The 17,744-nt window shown below is 57.8% G+C and carries 16 protein-coding genes; 11 read left to right on the top strand and 5 right to left on the bottom strand.

Annotated elements, in window-relative coordinates:
• The first annotated feature begins 79 nt into the window (after positions 1-79).
• Positions 80-571 (top strand): putative 4-hydroxy-4-methyl-2-oxoglutarate aldolase, encoded by a 492-nt coding sequence (locus ABD806_RS06640; RefSeq protein ID WP_344956022.1) that lies wholly within the window; start codon positions 80-82, stop codon positions 569-571.
• A 52-nt stretch (positions 572-623) separates the two neighbouring features.
• Here ABD806_RS06640 and aceK read toward each other — a convergent pair whose 3' ends face one another.
• A complete protein-coding gene (aceK, locus tag ABD806_RS06635; RefSeq protein WP_344956020.1) occupies positions 624-2,360 on the bottom strand; it encodes a bifunctional isocitrate dehydrogenase kinase/phosphatase in 1,737 nt (578 codons plus the stop codon).
• Between the two features lie 105 nt (positions 2,361-2,465).
• Here aceK and ABD806_RS06630 point away from each other — a divergent pair, with 105 nt between their 5' ends.
• The 6 genes from ABD806_RS06630 to ung all read left to right on the top strand — a co-directional run bounded on the left by ABD806_RS06630 (position 2,466) and on the right by ung (position 10,442).
• Positions 2,466-3,164: a tRNA/rRNA methyltransferase gene (locus tag ABD806_RS06630; protein ID WP_344956017.1), complete on the top strand. Its 699-nt coding sequence runs from the start codon at positions 2,466-2,468 to the stop codon at positions 3,162-3,164.
• A gap of 214 nt (positions 3,165-3,378) precedes the next feature.
• Positions 3,379-5,838: a bifunctional aspartate kinase/homoserine dehydrogenase I gene (gene thrA / locus ABD806_RS06625; protein ID WP_344956015.1), complete on the top strand. Its 2,460-nt coding sequence runs from the start codon at positions 3,379-3,381 to the stop codon at positions 5,836-5,838.
• Positions 5,839-6,795: a homoserine kinase gene (thrB, locus tag ABD806_RS06620; RefSeq protein ID WP_344956012.1), complete on the top strand. Its 957-nt coding sequence runs from the start codon at positions 5,839-5,841 to the stop codon at positions 6,793-6,795.
• Positions 6,792-8,066, top strand: a complete 1,275-nt coding sequence (thrC, locus tag ABD806_RS06615; RefSeq protein WP_344956009.1) for a threonine synthase — start codon at positions 6,792-6,794, stop codon at positions 8,064-8,066. The genes thrB and thrC overlap by 4 nt, the downstream gene beginning before the upstream one ends.
• Before the next feature lie 743 nt (positions 8,067-8,809).
• The gene (gene tesB / locus ABD806_RS06610) at positions 8,810-9,676 is read left to right on the top strand and encodes an acyl-CoA thioesterase II (RefSeq protein ID WP_344956007.1); all 867 of its coding nucleotides are present in this window, start codon (positions 8,810-8,812) and stop codon (positions 9,674-9,676) included.
• Positions 9,677-9,770: 94 nt separating this feature from the next.
• The gene (gene ung / locus ABD806_RS06605) at positions 9,771-10,442 is read left to right on the top strand and encodes a uracil-DNA glycosylase (protein ID WP_344956470.1); all 672 of its coding nucleotides are present in this window, start codon (positions 9,771-9,773) and stop codon (positions 10,440-10,442) included.
• Positions 10,443-10,491: 49 nt separating this feature from the next.
• Here the strand turns inward: ung and ABD806_RS06600 are convergent, their stop codons facing one another.
• Together ABD806_RS06600 and tal are read right to left on the bottom strand one after the other, a co-directional pair.
• Entirely contained in the window at positions 10,492-10,680 is a 189-nt protein-coding gene (locus ABD806_RS06600) for a DUF3545 family protein (RefSeq protein ID WP_344956004.1), read from the bottom strand.
• A gap of 144 nt (positions 10,681-10,824) precedes the next feature.
• Complete coding sequence (gene tal / locus ABD806_RS06595; protein ID WP_344956001.1) at positions 10,825-11,778, bottom strand: transaldolase; 954 nt, start codon at positions 11,776-11,778, stop codon at positions 10,825-10,827.
• Positions 11,779-12,161: 383 nt separating this feature from the next.
• Here tal and ABD806_RS06590 point away from each other — a divergent pair, with 383 nt between their 5' ends.
• On the top strand, positions 12,162-13,583 hold the full coding sequence (locus ABD806_RS06590; RefSeq protein WP_344955999.1) for an alanine/glycine:cation symporter family protein: 1,422 nt from the start codon (positions 12,162-12,164) through the stop codon (positions 13,581-13,583).
• Between the two features lie 66 nt (positions 13,584-13,649).
• On the opposite strand, the gene ABD806_RS06585 is transcribed toward ABD806_RS06590, so the two are convergent.
• Positions 13,650-14,201 (bottom strand): hydrolase, encoded by a 552-nt coding sequence (locus ABD806_RS06585; protein WP_344955996.1) that lies wholly within the window; start codon positions 14,199-14,201, stop codon positions 13,650-13,652.
• A 385-nt stretch (positions 14,202-14,586) separates the two neighbouring features.
• Between ABD806_RS06585 and ABD806_RS06580 the strand changes: the two genes are divergently transcribed.
• Both ABD806_RS06580 and ABD806_RS06575 read left to right on the top strand, forming a co-directional pair.
• On the top strand, positions 14,587-14,922 hold the full coding sequence (locus ABD806_RS06580; protein WP_344955993.1) for a YkgJ family cysteine cluster protein: 336 nt from the start codon (positions 14,587-14,589) through the stop codon (positions 14,920-14,922).
• Positions 14,923-15,054: 132 nt separating this feature from the next.
• Positions 15,055-15,678 (top strand): YceH family protein, encoded by a 624-nt coding sequence (locus tag ABD806_RS06575; protein WP_344955991.1) that lies wholly within the window; start codon positions 15,055-15,057, stop codon positions 15,676-15,678.
• A 206-nt stretch (positions 15,679-15,884) separates the two neighbouring features.
• On the opposite strand, the gene ABD806_RS06570 is transcribed toward ABD806_RS06575, so the two are convergent.
• Positions 15,885-16,388 (bottom strand): lactoylglutathione lyase family protein, encoded by a 504-nt coding sequence (locus ABD806_RS06570; RefSeq protein WP_344955989.1) that lies wholly within the window; start codon positions 16,386-16,388, stop codon positions 15,885-15,887.
• A 110-nt stretch (positions 16,389-16,498) separates the two neighbouring features.
• Between ABD806_RS06570 and ABD806_RS06565 the strand changes: the two genes are divergently transcribed.
• The gene (locus ABD806_RS06565; protein WP_344955987.1) at positions 16,499-17,410 is read left to right on the top strand and encodes a LysR family transcriptional regulator; all 912 of its coding nucleotides are present in this window, start codon (positions 16,499-16,501) and stop codon (positions 17,408-17,410) included.
• The last annotated feature ends 334 nt before the right edge of the window (positions 17,411-17,744 follow it).

Here is a 17,744-nt window from a genome sequence, read left to right as displayed (position 1 = left end):
AAGATGGCGTTTTTGGTGGGACGGGCATAGGCTGACAGTATTACTATCGCCCTTGTTGCAGAGGGCATAAGGAGGCAGGATGTTGGATTTATTACCCGATTTATGTGACGAGCACGGCGATAAGGTGACTGTGCTGGAGCCACTGTTCGAGAATTTCGGCGGCGAAGCCGTGTTCTGGGGCCAGGCGGTTACTGCCCGTTGCCTTGAAGACAACTCCAAGGTCAGGGAGCTACTGGCGACTCCCGGTACCGGCAAGGTGCTGGTGGTGGATGGTGGCGGCCTGTTGCGTCGGGCCCTGCTGGGCGATCAGCTGGCGGCAATGGCGGTCGAGAATGGCTGGGAAGGCATTATCGTTTATGGCGCCATCCGTGACGTGGGGACCATAGGCGAACTGGGTCTGGGGGTGAAGGCCCTGGCGTCCTGCCCTCTGAAAACCGAAAAACGTGGCCTGGGTGATGTGGATGTCACCCTCAATTTGGCCGGAGCCCGCATCGCTCCCGGTGATTATATTTACGCCGATCTCAATGGCATCATCGTGTCCCGGGAGCCGCTGAGCCACTCCGATTTATAGGGAGCAGGGAATGGGGATTAGGGAGCGGTGATACGCTCCCATTCCCCAGTCACTATCCCTGCTCCCCGTACAGATACCGAAAGCGCCGTTTGCGCCGGTAGGGAAACACATCACCGAACTGGCCCGCTTCTATATTACGCTGCAGGCCGCGCCAGTATTCGGCGGTGAACAGCTCGCCGTGCTGGTGCGCAAAGGCCTTGCGGATCCGCGGGCTGCTCAGTAAAAAGGTGGCAAATTCCTCTGGAAAGATATCGTTGGGGCTCACCGAGTACCAGGGTTCGGCGCTCAGTTCGTCTTCCGGATAGCGGGCCGGGGGAATATCGCGGAAATTGCATTCCGTCATATAGACGATTTCGTCATAGTCATAGAAGATCACCCGGCCGTGCCGGGTGACGCCAAAGTTCTTGAACAGCATATCGCCGGGAAAAATGTTGGCGGCGGCGAGCTGCTTGATGGCATTGCCATATTCATCCACCGCATGGGCCAGGGCCTCGTCACTGGCCTGCTCCAGGTAGATATTCAGCGGCGTCATCCGTCGCTCGGTATACAGATGGCGGATCACCAGGGTGTCGCCCTTGATCTGCAACAGGGAAGGGGCGACGGTCTGCAACTCGGCCAGCAGTTCGTCACCGATACGCCTGAGCGGCAGTTCGAAGTTGCTGAACTCCAGGGTGTCGGCCATGCGACCGACTCGGTCATGCTGTTTTACCAGCCGGTATTTGGCCTTGACCGTCTCATGGTTGACTTCTTTGGGCGGGGTAAACTTGTCCTTGATGACTTTGAATACCACCTCGAAGGAGGGCAGGGTAAAGACGCTCATCACCATGCCCTTGATGCCGGGGGCCAGCACAAACTTATCCCGGCTCTGGTGCAGGTTGTGGAGAAAATCCCGGTAAAACTCGGTTTTCCCGTGTTTTTGGCAGCCGATGGCGGTGTATATTTCGTAATCCACCTTATTGGGGAACAGGGGCCGTAAAAAATGCACCAGTAAGGCCGGCACCGGGCAGTACACCATGAAATAGGCGCGGGCGAAGCCGAACAGGATGGATGCATCATCGGTCGAGATGATCAGGGTATCGATATAGAGTCCGCCCTGGTCGTCGTGCAGGATGGGCAAAATAAAGGGCAGCAGGATGCCGCCCTGTTCCAGGCGGCCCACCAGATAGGCGCCCTTATTGCGGAAAAACAGGGTATTGACAAAGGTCAGGGTAAAATCGCCCTGTTGCAGGCCGTCCGGGCCGTATTCTTTCAGGTAGCGGCAGACATAATTCAGGTCCCGCTCCAGCTGGCTGAACGGCAGGCCGAATGCAAGGCGGGCCAGAATATCCTGCAGGCAAGAGTTCAGTTGCGCCAGGCTGGTCTGGTATGTCCAGCTGTAGGCGCTCAGATCCGGGTCCGGGGCCCGTTTGATAAAGCTGTGCACATAGAGATTTTCGGCGCGGATATTCTGGTGACGGAAGGAGCGGCGGTAGACGGAGTTATAAAAAGACTCGGCAATCTCGAAGTTGTCATAATCGGTGAGCAGATCGTTAAAGGCCTGTTTGATGGACTTCAGGCAGTCCTGATCGAGCGGGGCGCCACCGTTGCGTTCGCGCATGGCCTGCAGGGTTTCATTGACATGATGGTCATAGAGGCGGATGCGCTGGCGACCGGCCAACTGTACCCCCAGCCAGTCCTGGGCTTCGAACCTGTCCTTGGCGCCGAGGGTGATATCCAGAAACAAGCGGTAAAACCGATCGAAGCGGGTCAAAATGATCTGTGCCATATCCCTGGCGGAACTGGGGCCCATGATGGTGTCCTGTGGTTTTGGTCGGCCCTTTATCAAACACCGGCCGGGGTAGTAATTCGAGCATTGATTGCGCACAATGTGCGGCCTTTCACAAAGGGGAGTGGGATGGAGCTGTATTTTGTACTGAAATCGCCGGCGCGGGCAGAAAATGTCGGCGCCGCGGCACGGGCCATGAAAACCATGGGCTTTGGCAAGATGAGGCTGGTGGATAGCCGGGTGCATCAGCAGGAGCAGGCGTCCTGGGTTGCCCACGGGGCTCAGGATATCCTGGAGCAGGCGGAATACTTTGCCGGGCTGGAGGCGGCCTTGAGCGACATGGACCTGGTGATTGCCACCACCGCCCGCAGCCGGGGCCGCTATCGCTATTATCTGACGCCGCAGCAGGCCTGTGAGCAGGTCAATAATAAGCAGGTGAACAAGGTGGCGCTGTTGTTCGGCTGTGAGGAGTCCGGCCTGAGCAACGAGGAGCTGGCCCACGCGGATATTATCAGCTATCTGCCGCTCAAGGTCAGCTATCCTTCGCTGAACCTGGGGCAGGCGATCATGCTTTACGCCTATGAGTTCAGCCAGGGATTAGCGCCGGCTACCGCAGAAAATGCTGAGCAAACAGAGCAGAATAGTCAGTTAAGATTGCTTCAGAGTAAAACAGAGGAATTATTTGACTTAATCGGTGTTTCCCAGCATGAAAAACTGGCTGAGTGGGTGAGAGACCGATTGCCTATGCTGGAGCAGCGGGATCTGAATCTGTTGCATCTGCTGTACAAAGACCTGGCCAGGGCGCTGCCGCGCAAGGACGAAAGTTGACAAGCCGCGGCCACCAAGGTATTGCTATGCCATCCGATTTCAGAGGTTGTTCGTCATGCAGCTTAATGCCCGTCGCATTATCACCACCATTATTACCGGTACCACCCTGGGTGGCACTGGAGCGGGCTGATGCGCTGACGACAAACAGATTTGAATCCTTAAGCCCGTATCCCAACCAGATACGGGCTTTTTCGTTTTATTCAGGGAGTACTACATGCGTGTCTTGAAATTTGGTGGCACCTCACTGGCAAATGCCGAGCGGTTCCTAACCGTCGCCGACATAGTGGTCAACAACCAGCAGCAATCCCAGGTGGCCCTGGTGCTGTCTGCACCGGCCAGGGTAACCAACCATCTGGTGGCGGTGGTTGAACAGACCATCCGCGGTCTGGAAGCGGCCCCGGTATTGAAAGAAATCGAACAGATCTTCTCTGCCATTATTTCCGGTCTGCAGCAGCAGTATCCCAGCCTGGATGCGGACGCCCTGAATGCTCAGGTCGAACGGGAGCTGTCCCAGCTTACCCGACTGCTGCAGGGTGTCAGCCTGCTGCAGCAGTGCCCGGACAACATTCAGGCCCGGGTGCTGAGCCGGGGCGAGGCCCTGTCCATCGCGGTGATGGGCGAGCTGCTCAAGGTCCGTGGCCATCAGGTGGAAATCATCTCCCCCCAGGCCATGCTGCTGGGCGAGGGCGGGTACCTCGAGGCCCATGTCAACATCGAAGTCTCCCGTGAGCGCTTCCGCGAACAGGGTATCAAGGGCGATTGCGTCTACCTGATGCCGGGCTTCACCGCCGGTAATGAACAGGGCGAGACGGTGATCCTGGGTCGTAACGGTTCCGACTACTCTGCCGCCGTGCTGGCTGCCTGTGTCGACGCCGAATGCTGTGAAATCTGGACCGATGTGGATGGGGTGTATAACTGCGATCCGCGCCTGGTCGCGGATGCCAAGCTGCTTAAGCAGCTGTCCTACAAGGAGGCCATGGAGCTGTCCTATTTCGGTGCCAAGGTGCTGCATCCCAAGACCATAGCCCCCATCGCCCAGTTCCATATCCCCTGCCTGATCAAGAATACCGCCAATCCCCAGGGGGCGGGCACCCTGATCGGCCCGGAGCAGGGCGATGAGGATCTGCAGGTGAAAGGCATTTCCGATCTGTCCGGCATGAGCATGATCAACATCTCGGGCCCGGGCATGAAGGGCATGATAGGCATGGCCGGCCGGCTGTTCTCCAGTGTATCCCGCGCCGGCGTCAGCATAGTGCTGATCACCCAGAGCTCTTCCGAATACAGCGTCAGCTTCTGTATCCACAGCTACGACAAGGACAAGGCCTGCAAGGCCATCGCCAGCGAGTTCTCCCTGGAGTTCAAGAACCAGCTGCTGGATCCGCTGGAGATCACCGATGAACTGGCGATTATCTCGCTGATCGGCGATCGCATGCGCACCGCCAAGGGAGTATCTGCCCGCTTCCTGACCTCGCTGGCGGAAGCCTCCATTAATATCGTGGCCATCGCCCAGGGTTCCAGCGAGCGCTCCATTTCCACCGTGATCCGCAAGGAAAAGGTGGCCGAGGCGATCAAGGCCTGCCATCAGAATTTCTTCTCCAGCCGCCAGTTCATCGATGTGTTCCTGGTCGGTTGTGGCGGGGTGGGCGCGGCCCTGCTCGAGCAGATCCGCCGTCAGCAGCCGGTGCTGGAAACCCAGGATATCGGCATCCGGGTGGTGGGCATCGCCAACTCCCGCAAGATGGCGCTGGACCGCAACGGCATCAACCTCAACCAGTGGCGTGACACCCTGGAGCAGGCGCACGAGCCCTTTAACCTGGAGCGGGTGACCAAGCTGGTGGCAGACAGCCACCTGATCAACCCGGTGCTGGTGGACTGTACTTCCGATGAGGGCATCGCCGATCAGTACGCGGATTTCCTGGCCGCGGGCTTCCATGTGGTCACCCCCAACAAGAAGGCCAACACCGCCAGCCTGGATTATTACCGGGAGCTGCGACGCACCGCCCTGGCCACCCGTCGCAAGTTTCTGTACGAGACCAACGTCGGTGCCGGCCTGCCGGTGATCGAGAACCTGCAGAACCTGATCCGCGCCGGCGACACCCTCAAGGCCTTCGGCGGCATCCTGTCCGGCTCCATGTCCTATATCTTCGGCAAGCTGGACGAAGGCATGAGCTTTGCCGACGCCACCCGCATCGCCCGGGAAAACGGCTTTACCGAGCCGGATCCCCGTGACGATCTGAACGGCATGGACGTGGCGCGTAAGCTGCTGATCCTGGCCCGCGAGGCCGGCATGGAGCTGCACCTGAGCGATATCGAGGTGGAGCAGGCGCTGCCCCCCGGGTTTGACGCCGATGGCGATATCGACAGCTTTATGGCCCGCTTGCCGGACGCCAATGCCTACTTCGAGCAGCGGGTGGCGCAAGCCGCCGCCGAAGGCAAGGTGCTGCGTTACGTGGGCGCCATCGAGGATGGCCAGTGCAAGGTGGCCATCCAGGCGGTGGACGGCAACGATCCCCTGTTCAAGGTCAAGGACGGGGAGAACGCCCTGGCTTTCTATACCCGTTATTATCAGCCGATCCCGCTGGTGCTGCGCGGCTATGGTGCCGGTGCCGATGTGACCGCCGCCGGCGTGTTCGCCGACTTGTTACGTACCCACAACTGGAAGCAGGAGGTTTAAATGAGTATTGTTGCCTACGCCCCTGCTTCGACCGCCAATATGAGCGTGGGGTTTGATCTTTTGGGTGCCCCGTTGGCGCCCATCGACGGCTCCCTGTTGGGTGATAAGGTCTGGGTCGGCGAAACCGACGGCGAGTTCAGCCTGACCACCGCCGGCCCCTTCGCCCACAAGCTGCCGGAGGATTATCGGCAGAATATCGTCTACGACTGCTATCTGGGCTATGGTCGGGCGCTGGCCAAACGCGGCCTGGCACTGAAGCCGCTGACCATGGTGCTGGAAAAGAACCTGCCGGTGGGCTCGGGCCTGGGCTCCAGCGCCACCAGTGTGGTGGCGGCGCTGGTGGGCCTGAATGCCTATCACGATGATGTCCTGGACGAACAGGAGCTGCTGCTGCTGATGGGCGAGCTGGAAGGGCAGATTTCCGGTTCAGTTCACTATGACAATGTGGCACCCTGTTATCTGGGGGGGCTGCAGCTGGTACTGGACGACGGCGGCGTGATCAGCCAACCACTGCCGGTGTTTGAAGACTGGTACTGGGTGGTCTGCTACCCGGGGATCAGTGTTTCCACCTCCGCTGCCCGGGCCATCTTGCCGGCCCAGTACCGCCGCCAGGATTGCCTGACCTACGGCCGCCGCCTGGCGGGTTTCGTGCACGCCAGCCATACCGGCCAGGAAGCGGTGGCCGCCGCCATGCTTAAGGACGTGATCGCCGAACCCTACCGTTCGCAGCTGATCCCCGGCTTTGCCGCCGTCCGTGACCATGCCGCCACCATGGGGGCCTTGGCCACCGGGATTTCCGGCAGTGGTCCCACCGTGTTCTGCGTGATGAAAGACCTGCATCAGGCCGAAAAACTGAAAGACTGGCTGGCCGAACACTTTATTCAAAATCAGGATGGCTTTTGCCATATTTGCAAACTCGATGCCCAGGGTGCGCGGGTAACAGGAACAGAACTATGAAGTTGTACAACATTAAGGATAATTCCGAGACCATCAATTTTGCCGGTGCCGTCAAACAGGGCCTGGGTCGTGGCCAGGGGCTGTTTTTCCCGGAAAACCTGGCCCCGCTGGCCAATGTGGACGCGCTGCTGGAGCTGCCGCTGGTACCGCGTTCCGTGGCCATACTGCAGCACCTGATCGGCGACGAAATCCCCGAGGACACCCTGACGGCCATGGTGGAGCAGGCCTTTGCCTTCCCCGCGCCCCTGGTCAAGGTGGACGAGCACACCTATGCCCTGGAGCTGTTCCACGGCCCGACCCTGGCGTTCAAGGACTTCGGCGGCCGTTTCATGGCCCAGTGCCTGGCGACCCTCGGCAATGACGGCAAGATCACCATACTCACCGCCACCTCGGGCGATACCGGCGCCGCCGTGGCCCATGCCTTCTACGGCCTGCCCAACATCGAAGTGGTGATCCTCTATCCCCAGGGCAAGATCAGCCCCCTGCAGGAAAAGCTGTTCACCACCCTGGGCGGCAACATCCGCACCCTGGCGGTGGAAGGGGACTTCGACGCCTGCCAGGCCCTGGTCAAGCAGGCCTTCGATGATGAGGAGCTGAAGCAGGCGGTGGGCCTGAACTCGGCCAACTCGATCAATATCAGCCGGCTGGTGGCCCAGGTGTGCTACTACTTCGAGGCCATCGCCGAACTGCCCGCCGAACAGCGTCACAAGGCGGTGATTGCCGTGCCCTCAGGCAACTTCGGCAACCTGACCGCCGGCCTGATCGCCAAGGCGCTCGGCCTGCCGGTGAAGCGTTTCGTCGCCGCCACCAATGCCAACGATACCGTGCCCCGTTACCTGGACAGCGGCAACTGGGAGCCTAAGGACACGGTCGCCACCCTGTCCAACGCCATGGACGTCAGCCGTCCCAACAACTGGCCGCGGGTGGAGGAGTTGTGCCGGGTCAAGGGCTGGGAGCTGTCCGCTATCGCCTCTGGCGCGCTGACCGACGAACAGACCAAAGACGCCTTGCGGCGGCTGTTTGCCCAGGGCTATCTGTGCGAGCCCCATGGCGCCATCGGTTGGGAGTTGCTCAACAAGGAGCGCGGCAAGGATGAAGTGGGCATCTTCCTGTGTACCGCCCACCCGGCCAAGTTCAAGGAAAGCGTGGATGAGATCCTCGAGCAGGATATTCCGCTGCCGGGCCCGCTGGCCAAGCATGGTGCCATGGAATCCCTCTCCGAGGTGATCCCCGCCGATTTCGCGGTATTGAAAGCCAAGATGATGAAATAACCCTAATTCTTGCCGATAACAAGCCAGGCTCGAAGCCATTCGAGCCTGGCTTTTTTATTCTGGCTCCAGCCCCGGGCAGGCAGTTAAAGATCCGCTGTCAGCGATGACCGGGATGTCTTGTAAGAGATCTCTCAATAAGCGCCCGGAAAAAACGCTTTATGGCCGGGTAATTTTAACGTGAATGTAATCAAGTATTTGATTTGTAAATTATTTTAATTTCAGCTTGATTATTGAGCAGCTTGTACTAGCCGGCGGACGATTGAGCCGGTCGGGGAAATCCGTATAGTGAATACCACAGCAGGACGCTGATGAATCAGGCAGATGAATTGGCAGGATGCCTACGGGATGGCCGGCAGGAGCCGGGACAAGGATAAGGAAGCGGTGTCGGTCAGGAAGACGGACAACCAGGACGGTAAAGGACAAACCCGGATGGGTTAGGGATGGCTTCAGGATGAAGCAGGGACACCTCCAGGGTAGGAAGCGGTTGCATACGGGATGTATGTTGTCAGGACGATGCAGGACACCTCGACGGATCGGGTAGGGGAAGACTCGGGACGGGTCAGGGAATGCAGGGAGCAATCAGGTTTAAGGATTTAACCGATACGACGTTTGAAGGGGGCAACCAGTGGTTGCCCCCTTTTCTATCTGTGCCGCTTTTCCACGGCCTTGATGGCACTACCCCTGAATAACCGGCCTATGATAACTTATTAGACCAGTTTATACAGAATAAGGTAGCTAGCCGAATGAGCCAGGCATTGGACGATTTACTCACCTTGTTGGCCCTGGAACCGCTGGATGACGGCCTGTATCGGGGCCGGAATCGGGATGTGGGCTCCCGCTCCGTGTTCGGCGGACAGGTAATGGGACAGGCCCTGGCGGCCGCCAAGTACACCTTGCCGGAACGGCCCGTGCATTCATTCCATGCGTATTTTTTACGACCCGGTGATAAAGACAGGCCCATCATTTACGATGTGGAAATCATCCGCGACGGCAGGACTACTTCTACCCGCCGGGTCAAGGCGATGCAGCACGGCAAGCCCATTTTTTATATGATGGCCTCGTTTCAGGATCCGGTGGCCGGTTTCGATCATCAGGCCCCGATGCCGTCGATGGCCGGTCCAGAAGGACTCATCCCCGAGCTGGAGCGGATCCGGGAGTTGAAATCGCACCTGCCCGAGCGCATTCGCGACCTGCTGCTGGCCGAAAAACCCATCGAAATCCGCCCTGTGAATTATATGAATCCGCTGCATCCGGAGGTGTGCGAGCCGGTGCGTTATACCTGGATGAAGGCCAATGGCACGTTGCCGGATGATCTCCGCATCCATAAATACCTGCTGGCCTATGCCTCCGACTTCTGCTTCTTACCGACCTCCCTGCAGCCCCATGGCCGCTCCTTCTGGGAGTCTGAGCTGCATGTCACGACCATGGATCATTCCATGTGGTTCCATCGGGATTTCCGCTTCGACGACTGGCTGCTGTACGCGGTGGAAAGCCCGCGTGCTGCCGCCGGCCGGGGGCTGGTACAGGGCCGCTTCTACAGCCGGGACGGGGTGCTGGTGGCCAGCACCATTCAGGAGGGGCTTATTCGTGAACGCAGTGCGGTGAAATAATCAACAGCCGCTTTCGGCCAGACGGGCACGGCGGTGCTTGCAGCTGGCCGGCTCTGCTTTTAAGCTAGGTCTTTTATTGCAACGGATACCGATGATGTTGACCTGGAGCCAGGTGATAGGCGAAGAAAAGCAGCAAGCATACTTCCAGCAGGCGCTGGCCTTCGTCCAGGCCGAACGGGCCGCCGGCAAGCAGATATATCCCCCCCAGCAGGACATGTTCAACGCCTTTAAATACACCGAACTGGCCGAGGTCAAGGTGGTCATCCTTGGCCAGGATCCCTATCATGGCCCTCATCAGGCCCATGGCTTGTGTTTTTCGGTGCTGCCCGGGGTGCGCACGCCGCCGTCCCTGGCCAATATGTACAAGGAACTGAGTGCCGATATTCCCGGCTTTCGGACGCCCAGCCATGGCTATCTGGAATCCTGGGCCCGTCAGGGGGTGCTGTTGCTGAATACGGTATTGACGGTGGAGGCGGGCAAGGCGCATTCCCATGCCAAGCTGGGCTGGGAAACCTTTACCGACCGGGTGATCCAGGCGGTGAATGAGCACCTGCAGGGAGTGGTGTTCTTGCTGTGGGGCAACCATGCACAAAAAAAAGGAGCCATGATCGATCGCCGGCGCCATCATATCCTGGCCGCCCCGCATCCCAGCCCCTTGTCGGCCCACAGAGGTTTCCTCGGTTGCCGGCATTTTTCCCAGACCAATGACTTGCTGGCCGGGCAGGGCAAGGCTCCCATCGACTGGCAGCCGCCGCTGAAAGTATGAGACATAAAAAGGGGCGCCCGGTTGGGCGCCCCTGAGTTTTTATTGTGTCTTACAGCATGTTCTCGATGTCACCTTCATATTCATAGGTGCAGTCCAGTAGCTGAAGCTCTTCTCGTAAACGTTGTTTATCCTTGAGTGCTTCTATTTCTCGCCATTTACGTTTTTTAGCAGGTTCACGCGACGTGCTGCGTGGGGACCGCTCAACCACAAACTCCTGATCGAAGCTGAACCTATCCATGGGGCTCCCTCCTGTTGGCTATCAGTTGTAGTCACATTTGGATATATCACAGTCCGCTATAAAATAGAACCTTACTATTACGTTTTTATTAAAAAATAAAAAAGGCGGAAAAACCGCCTTTTTTCAGTTGGTTGTAATAAAAGCTCACAACATGGCGCTGAGCATCTGTTCCAGCTTGCCCTGGTCAATGGCGAAGTTGCGGATGCCTTCGGCCAGCTTTTCGGTGGCCATGGCGTCCTGGTTTTGCTCCCAGCGGAATTCAGCCTCGGTCAGCTTGGGCGGGCGGGGCTGGGTCGCGCCTTTGTCGGCCAGCTTGCGTACCACTTCGCCTTCGGCCTGGCTCAGCTCTTCCAGCAGGTTGGGACCTATGGTGAGACGGTCGCAGCCGGCCAGCTCGAGGATTTCGCCGGTGTTACGGAAGCTGGCACCCATCACCACGGTGGCATAGCCGTGGGCCTTGTAATAGTCATAGATCTGGGTGACCGACAGCACTCCCGGATCCTGCTCGGCGGTGTATTCCTTCTGGTCGGTATTTTGTTTGTACCAGTCGAGGATACGGCCCACGAAAGGCGAGATCAGGTAGGCGCCGGCTTCGGCGCAGGCCCGGGCCTGGGCAAAGCTGAACAGCAAGGTCAGGTTACAGTTGATGCCTTCCTGTTCCAGCACTTCGGCGGCACGAATGCCTTCCCAGGTGGACGCTAGCTTGATCAGGATACGATCACTGCCGACCCCGGCCTGGCCGTACAGTTCGATCAGGCGGCGGGCCTTGTTGATGCTGGCCTGGGTATCGAAGGACAGGCGGGCATCCACCTCGGTGGAAATACGGCCGGGGATGATTTTCAGGATTTCACAGCCGATGTTGACCGCCAGCTTGTCGGAGGCGTCGATCAGCTGCTGGGTGCTGTCCTTGCTCTGGGTTTTCGCCCAGTTGACCGCCTCTTGTACCAGAGGCCGATAGTCTGGAAGCTGGGCGGCCTTCAGGATCAGCGAGGGGTTGGTGGTTGCATCCTGGGGTTGGTACTTGCGAATGGCGTCGATATCACCGGTATCGGCTACCACTGTTGTCAGGGATCTTAATTGGGTTAACTTGTCTGCCATTGGAGTCGTCTCTTGTGCTTAACTGCCGCCCTTGCGGGAATTGGCTTACAGTATCCCCCATTCAGCCTATGAAAATAAAGTGATCATCCGGCAGGGATCATTGCCTATGCTTGCAGCAGGCATAGGGAAGCGGCCTGGCGTGGAAATCCATCAAGCCAGCCATATGTTTCATAAAATTGTTTTTTGTTGGCCTTATATGTCACAACATGTTTTTTATTTGGTTTTTTTGTTGTTTTATTAGGGGTGGATGCCATGTGGTGTGAGTTTGATCACATGGTGGTTTCGGAACCTTGTGCTAGATTCCGTGCCCTGCAAAATCTAGCGGTCGATGTGTCATTGATCAACGCGTTAAGCTCAACTGGTGATAAGGCAAAGACAAGCCAATGGATACGATTATCTCTTTTATCAATGACCTCTTATGGGGCTCGGTACTGATTTATCTGCTGATGGGGGTGGGGGTGTTCTTTACTCTGCGTCTGAGTTTTGTGCAGTTCCGTCATTTCGGTCATATGTTCAGTGTGCTGAAACACAGCCGCAAATCCGATGCGGCGGGCATCTCCTCATTTCAGGCCCTGTGCACCAGCCTGGCGGCTCGGGTGGGTACGGGTAACTTGGCCGGGGTGGCGGTCGCGCTTTACCTGGGGGGTCCCGGTGCCATCTTCTGGATGTGGCTGATCGCCCTGATCGGCATGTCGACCGCCTTTGTCGAAAGTACCCTGGCTCAGCTGTACAAGGTCAAGGATGAAGACGGCAACTATCGCGGCGGGCCGGCCTACTACATGGAGAAGGGGCTGGGTATGCGCTGGATGGGGGTATTGTTCGCCATCTTCCTGATCATCGCCTTCGGCCTGGTCTTCAATGCGGTACAGGCCAACTCCATCAGTGCCGCCATGGACGTGGCCTTCGGTATCCCTCACTGGTTGAGCGGCGTGATCCTGGTGATCCTGGCCGGCTTGATCATCTTCGGCGGCCTGCGCACCATTGCCCGTTTTGCCGAGCTGGTGGTACCGGTCATGGCGCTGGCCTATCTGCTGATTGCCCTGGTGGTGGTGTTGCTGAATATCACCGAATTGCCTGGGGTACTGGCGTTGATCGTCAAATCTGCCTTCGGCCTGGAGCAGGCCGGCGGCGGTGCCATGGGCTATGCCATTTCCCAAGCGTTGCTCAATGGTATCAAGCGTGGTCTGTTTTCCAACGAAGCGGGTATGGGCTCGGCCCCGAATGCGGCGGCCTCGGCGACCCCTTATCCGCCCCATCCGGCTTCCCAGGGTTATGTGCAGATGCTGGGGGTGTTCGTCGACACCATTGTTATTTGTACCTGTACTGCCTCTATCATACTGTTGTCCGGGCAATTTGAGCCGGGCTCTGGGGTGACGGGGATCGAGCTGACCCAGCGGGCCCTGTCCAACGAGGTAGGCGCCTGGGGCAATATCTTTATCGCCGTGGCGATCTTCTTCTTCGCCTTCACCTCCATCGTGGCCAACTATGCCTATGCTGAGAACAACCTGATTTTCCTGGAGCACAACCATAAGGCCGGCCTGCTGGTGTTCCGGCTGTTCGTGCTGGGGATGGTGATGTTCGGCTCCATCGGCGAGTTGCCGACCATTTGGGCGATGGCCGATGCTTCAATGGGACTGATGGCGCTGCTCAATCTGGTGGCTATCCTGCTGCTGTCCGGGGTGGCGGTGAAGCTGGCCAAGGATTACAACGATCAGATGAAGCTGGGCAAGGTACCGACCTTCGACGCCACCAAGTATCCGGAGTTGAACCGTCAGCTGGAAGACGGTATCTGGGATAAGAAATAACAGAATCATGTTCTGGGATTAGGGATGAGGGATTAGGGAGCGGCGCCATGCTCCCATTCCCCGTCTTTAAGGCTGTTCCCCCACCAGAAACTGTTTGCTGATGGCCTTGAAGGTGTCGGTACCCGACTGATGCATCAGCTCGAACACCACCATTTCACGACTGACAATCTGGGCCCCGGCGTCACGCATCCGGGCCAGGCCCAGTTGGTGGTTTTCCTCGGTGCGGCTGCCGACCGCATCGGCGACCACAAACACCTGCTTACCCTGTTCCAGCAGTTCGAGTACGGTCTGCAGCACGCAGACATGGGTTTCCATGCCGCAGACGATGATCTGGCTGTAATCCTGCCAGTGATCGGGCAGGCATTGGGCCGCCACGGCGGAGAAATGCATTTTCTCGACCACCTCCGGCTGCTCAACCAAGGCCGTCAGCGCCTGCTGGGTATGGCCCAGGCCTTTGGGATATTGTTCGGTAAAGAGGATAGGGGTGCCCAGCAGGGTGCAGGCGGAAATCAGCCACCGAATGCGCGCCCCCATTTGCTCGCCGTTGCGGATGGCGGGGACCAGCTTGTCCTGGACATCCACCACCATTAATCCCGCCTTGCCCATTTCCATCAACATAACTGCCTCCTTTGTCGGTGAGGTGTCCAGTATCGCCTGTTTTCAGCGTCCTTGTCACCGTGCGCCGGGCGAGTCAGGCGTCCGGTCACGCTCGCCGGGTATATTTGCGCGGGCCTCTTGAACTTGTCCCGGTTTCGATTTATCTATATGGCCCGCCGCTTTCGGTTTCCGCCGTGGGCAGGCAAGTACCAGGCCATAAGAGGAGATATTATCGGCCAGCGCACATTCCCTTGTCGGCCATTCCGGCGGTGAGTCGTGCCATCCCATCAGATAACCACACCCGTTCCCCGGCCGCCGGAGCCTGCCCGTCAGGGATAATCCGCGCATTTACCCATTATGAATCCGTTTCGTCACTGTTTTAGTTTTGCCAGGAGGTAAGGCGCAGATGAGTGGTGGCAATCCCTGTTTGACCTGTGGCGCCTGTTGCGCTTTTTTTCGAGTTTCCTTCTACTGGGGAGAAATCCACAGTGATTTTCTGGTACCTGAAGCACTGACCGAGCCGGTAAACCATACTCGGCTGGCGATGCAGGGGACCAATCATCCCCGGCCCCGCTGCGTGGCGCTGGAGGGAACGGTGGGTGATTGTGTGTCCTGTTCTATCTACCCCAACAGGCCCAGTCCCTGCCGACAGTTTGAGGCCAATGATGAGGAAGGTGCCTGTAACCGGGCCAGGGCCGCCTACGGACTGCCGCCGCTGGGTGAGCACCCGGTCGCCGCTTAGCGGGCTACGCACAGGGTAACCGGAGTTTGCCGTCGGGTTCGTTCATCAGGGACCTGGCCGGCAATCTGTTCTGGTCTTTTCAGATTTGTTCGGTAGGCTTGAAAGCATAAGAAAAAAACAAGGAAGGTATTTATGGACGCGCTTTCAGCCCTCGAACTCAGAGTGATCGCTTGTTTAATTGAAAAGCAGGTATCAACGCCCGATGTCTATCCCCTCACCCTGAACTCCCTGGTCAACGCCTGCAACCAGAAAAGCAACCGGGAGCCGGTGTTGTCCCTGAGCGAACAGCAGGTACAACAGGTGCTGGACGATCTCGCCGACAAACGCCTGGTTAACAATGTGGCGGGCTTTAACGCCAGGGCGGCCAAATATCAGCACAGATTCTGCAATACCGAATTCGGCGGCCTGCGCTTCAGCGCCCGGGAACTGGGCATTGTCTGTGAGCTGATGCTGCGTGGTCCGCAAACCCCGGGTGAGCTGAGGAGCCGAACTCAGCGGTTATGCCAGTTCGACGAGGTCAGCCAGGTGGAGGAATGCCTGCAATCCCTGTTGGAGCAGGCCTATGTGGTGAAATTGCCCCGCCTGCCGGGTAAACGGGAGTCCCGCTATGCCCACTTGTTTGGCGAGGAAACCGAATTTGAACAAGCCGGCATGACCGGCCACGGCGAGCGGGAAGCCGAGCTGGAGCAGCAGGTGCAGGCGCTGACCGCCGAAGTGGCCCGGCTGAAGGCCCGCATCGATGAGCTGGAAGGTTGAAAAAACTGCAGCAGCTCACCTGTTCGCGCTGTTTTACCCGAATCAACTGGTCCTGGAGGCAATATGTGGGTTGTTGAGCATGCTGTGGGCCAGATTCATCCTGACCCACAGGGGGATAGTGGAGCCCTGCGTGCTGTGGGAGCGAACTTGTTCAGGGTGTTGTTCACCCGAGCCGGTTCGGGCCCATAGACAGCCGAGGCAATGGCTCAGCTGTAAGCACCACTGGCATAGTGCAGCTCATAGCTATGGCTATAGATTTCCAGTATATTTCCAAATGGATCTTCCATGTAAATCATGCGATAGGGCTTCTCTCCCGGATAGTAGTAACGGGGGGCTTTCATCCGCCGTCTGCCGCCAGCCTCTTCAATTTTCTCGGCCAGTTCCTCGAGGTTCGGATCCTGTACGCAAAAGTGAAAAACGCCGGTTTTCCAGTATTCAAAGTTATTGTCCGGATTTTGTTGATTGCTGAACTGAAAAAGTTCAACACCAATCCGGTCTCCGGTGGAAAGATGCGCGATGCGAAATGATTGCCAGCCAGCACCGAATACATCGGTGCACATTTCGCCTATGGCGCTGTCATCCTCAATGATTTCGGTCGGAGGCATGATCAGGTACCAGCCGAGCACTTCGGTATAAAAGCGGACCGCCGCCTCGAGATCGGGCACTGAAATGCCGATATGTGAAAAGGTACGTGGGTAGGGATTAGCCATGGGTGACTCCTCGTTTACTGGCCTTTGGGAATAGCCCGCAGTCTATAAGTCGACTACTCACGATAAAAATTATGGTTTATTCTTATAATAATAATTAATTGTTATGGTTTGTGAGTGTGCTCAATCAACAGTGGCTAACCACTTTCCTCGCTCTGGCCGAGACCGGTCACTTTACCCGCACCGCAGAAAAACTGTTTATGACCCAGCCCGGTGTCAGTCAGCACATTCATAAGCTGGAACAGCAGATCGGTGAACCGCTGCTGAATCGGATCGGAAAAGGCTTTGAACTGACTCGTGCGGGCAGTCTGTTGGTTGAATATGGGCGAAAGATGCAACGGCAGGAAGCCGCCCTGTTGACCGCCATCCGCCATGATGATGAATACACAGGCCCATGCCGAATAGCCTGCTCCGGCAGCCTGGCCATGTTGTTCTATCCCTTGTTTCTGAAGCGTCAGCGGCAATACCCAACGCTAAGGGTCATGCTGGAGGCGGCGCCCAACAAACGTATTATCGAAGGCCTTCAACAAGATACCATCGATCTTGGCATAGTGACCCAGGCCGGCGGTGCGAGCGAGCTGGCTGAAATTCCGCTTGGCGCGCAACCACTGTGTCTGGTGCTGCCCGCAGGACATGTCACGGATAGAGAAACCGCGTTGAACTTTGAAAGCTTGCGGCAGCTGGGGTTTATCAACCACCCGGATGGACACCACTACGCAGAGCAGTTACTGGGCCGCAACTTTGGTGATCGGTTTCGAGGGATGGACGCAATTCCACAGCACGGCTATGTGAATCAACTCAATCAGATACTGCTGCCTGTGTCGTTGGGCCTGGGGTTTACCGTTCTGCCGGAAATCGCCGTTCGTCTCTATGCCGACAAGCAATCTGTTTATTGCGTCCAGCCTGCCAGTCCGGTGGAAGAGCATCTGTTTCTGGTGCATAAACGCTATCGCCCACTTTCCGCCCGCTATCAGTGGTTCGTGGACTGTATCCGTGAGCAGCTTGTCGATCCATCGAGTCGGTGACGAGCACCAGGAGCCACTGATGATTGCTACCCCATGCCCCGGCTGAACAAAGTAAGGCATCCGGCATGGCGCTGACGGCGGCGTGGTCGGCGGTCATCCTCGGGTAGGCTCTCAATCCTGTTAATGGTGCCTGCAGTTGTCTGGCAGGGAGCCGGTCGATGATGCATTCAACGGCTTGTGAATAAATAGCGCCGATGGCGGGGCCACAGCGGGTGTGCCCCCTGTCTTCTCAGTCCATTGCGCGCCTATTATCAGTGGGCGCTCCTTTCCATGATGATGGTCCTGCCTGCCTGGCTGCGCCGTTAGGCCACCTGCGCGACCGTTTCCATCCTGA

The organism is Zobellella aerophila, assembly GCF_039539325.1.
GTDB classification, from domain to species: Bacteria; Pseudomonadota; Gammaproteobacteria; order Enterobacterales; family Aeromonadaceae; genus Oceanimonas; species Oceanimonas aerophila.
The sequence above is the reverse complement of the archived record's forward strand: the minus strand, read 5'-3'. Positions and strand labels throughout refer to the sequence as shown.

Bases quoted from the DNA above. Each gene is read 5' to 3' on its own strand.
- ABD806_RS06640 (WP_344956022.1), top strand. From the start codon at position 80: ATGTTGGATTTATTACCCGATTTATGTGACGAGCACGGCGATAAGGTG.
- aceK (WP_344956020.1), bottom strand. From the start codon at position 2,360: ATGGGCCCCAGTTCCGCCAGGGATATGGCACAGATCATTTTGACCCGC.
- ABD806_RS06630 (WP_344956017.1), top strand. From the start codon at position 2,466: ATGGAGCTGTATTTTGTACTGAAATCGCCGGCGCGGGCAGAAAATGTC.
- thrA (WP_344956015.1), top strand. From the start codon at position 3,379: ATGCGTGTCTTGAAATTTGGTGGCACCTCACTGGCAAATGCCGAGCGG.
- thrB (WP_344956012.1), top strand. From the start codon at position 5,839: ATGAGTATTGTTGCCTACGCCCCTGCTTCGACCGCCAATATGAGCGTG.
- thrC (WP_344956009.1), top strand. From the start codon at position 6,792: ATGAAGTTGTACAACATTAAGGATAATTCCGAGACCATCAATTTTGCC.
- tesB (WP_344956007.1), top strand. From the start codon at position 8,810: ATGAGCCAGGCATTGGACGATTTACTCACCTTGTTGGCCCTGGAACCG.
- ung (WP_344956470.1), top strand. From the start codon at position 9,771: ATGTTGACCTGGAGCCAGGTGATAGGCGAAGAAAAGCAGCAAGCATAC.
- ABD806_RS06600 (WP_344956004.1), bottom strand. From the start codon at position 10,680: ATGGATAGGTTCAGCTTCGATCAGGAGTTTGTGGTTGAGCGGTCCCCA.
- tal (WP_344956001.1), bottom strand. From the start codon at position 11,778: ATGGCAGACAAGTTAACCCAATTAAGATCCCTGACAACAGTGGTAGCC.
- ABD806_RS06590 (WP_344955999.1), top strand. From the start codon at position 12,162: ATGGATACGATTATCTCTTTTATCAATGACCTCTTATGGGGCTCGGTA.
- ABD806_RS06585 (WP_344955996.1), bottom strand. From the start codon at position 14,201: ATGTTGATGGAAATGGGCAAGGCGGGATTAATGGTGGTGGATGTCCAG.
- ABD806_RS06580 (WP_344955993.1), top strand. From the start codon at position 14,587: ATGAGTGGTGGCAATCCCTGTTTGACCTGTGGCGCCTGTTGCGCTTTT.
- ABD806_RS06575 (WP_344955991.1), top strand. From the start codon at position 15,055: ATGGACGCGCTTTCAGCCCTCGAACTCAGAGTGATCGCTTGTTTAATT.
- ABD806_RS06570 (WP_344955989.1), bottom strand. From the start codon at position 16,388: ATGGCTAATCCCTACCCACGTACCTTTTCACATATCGGCATTTCAGTG.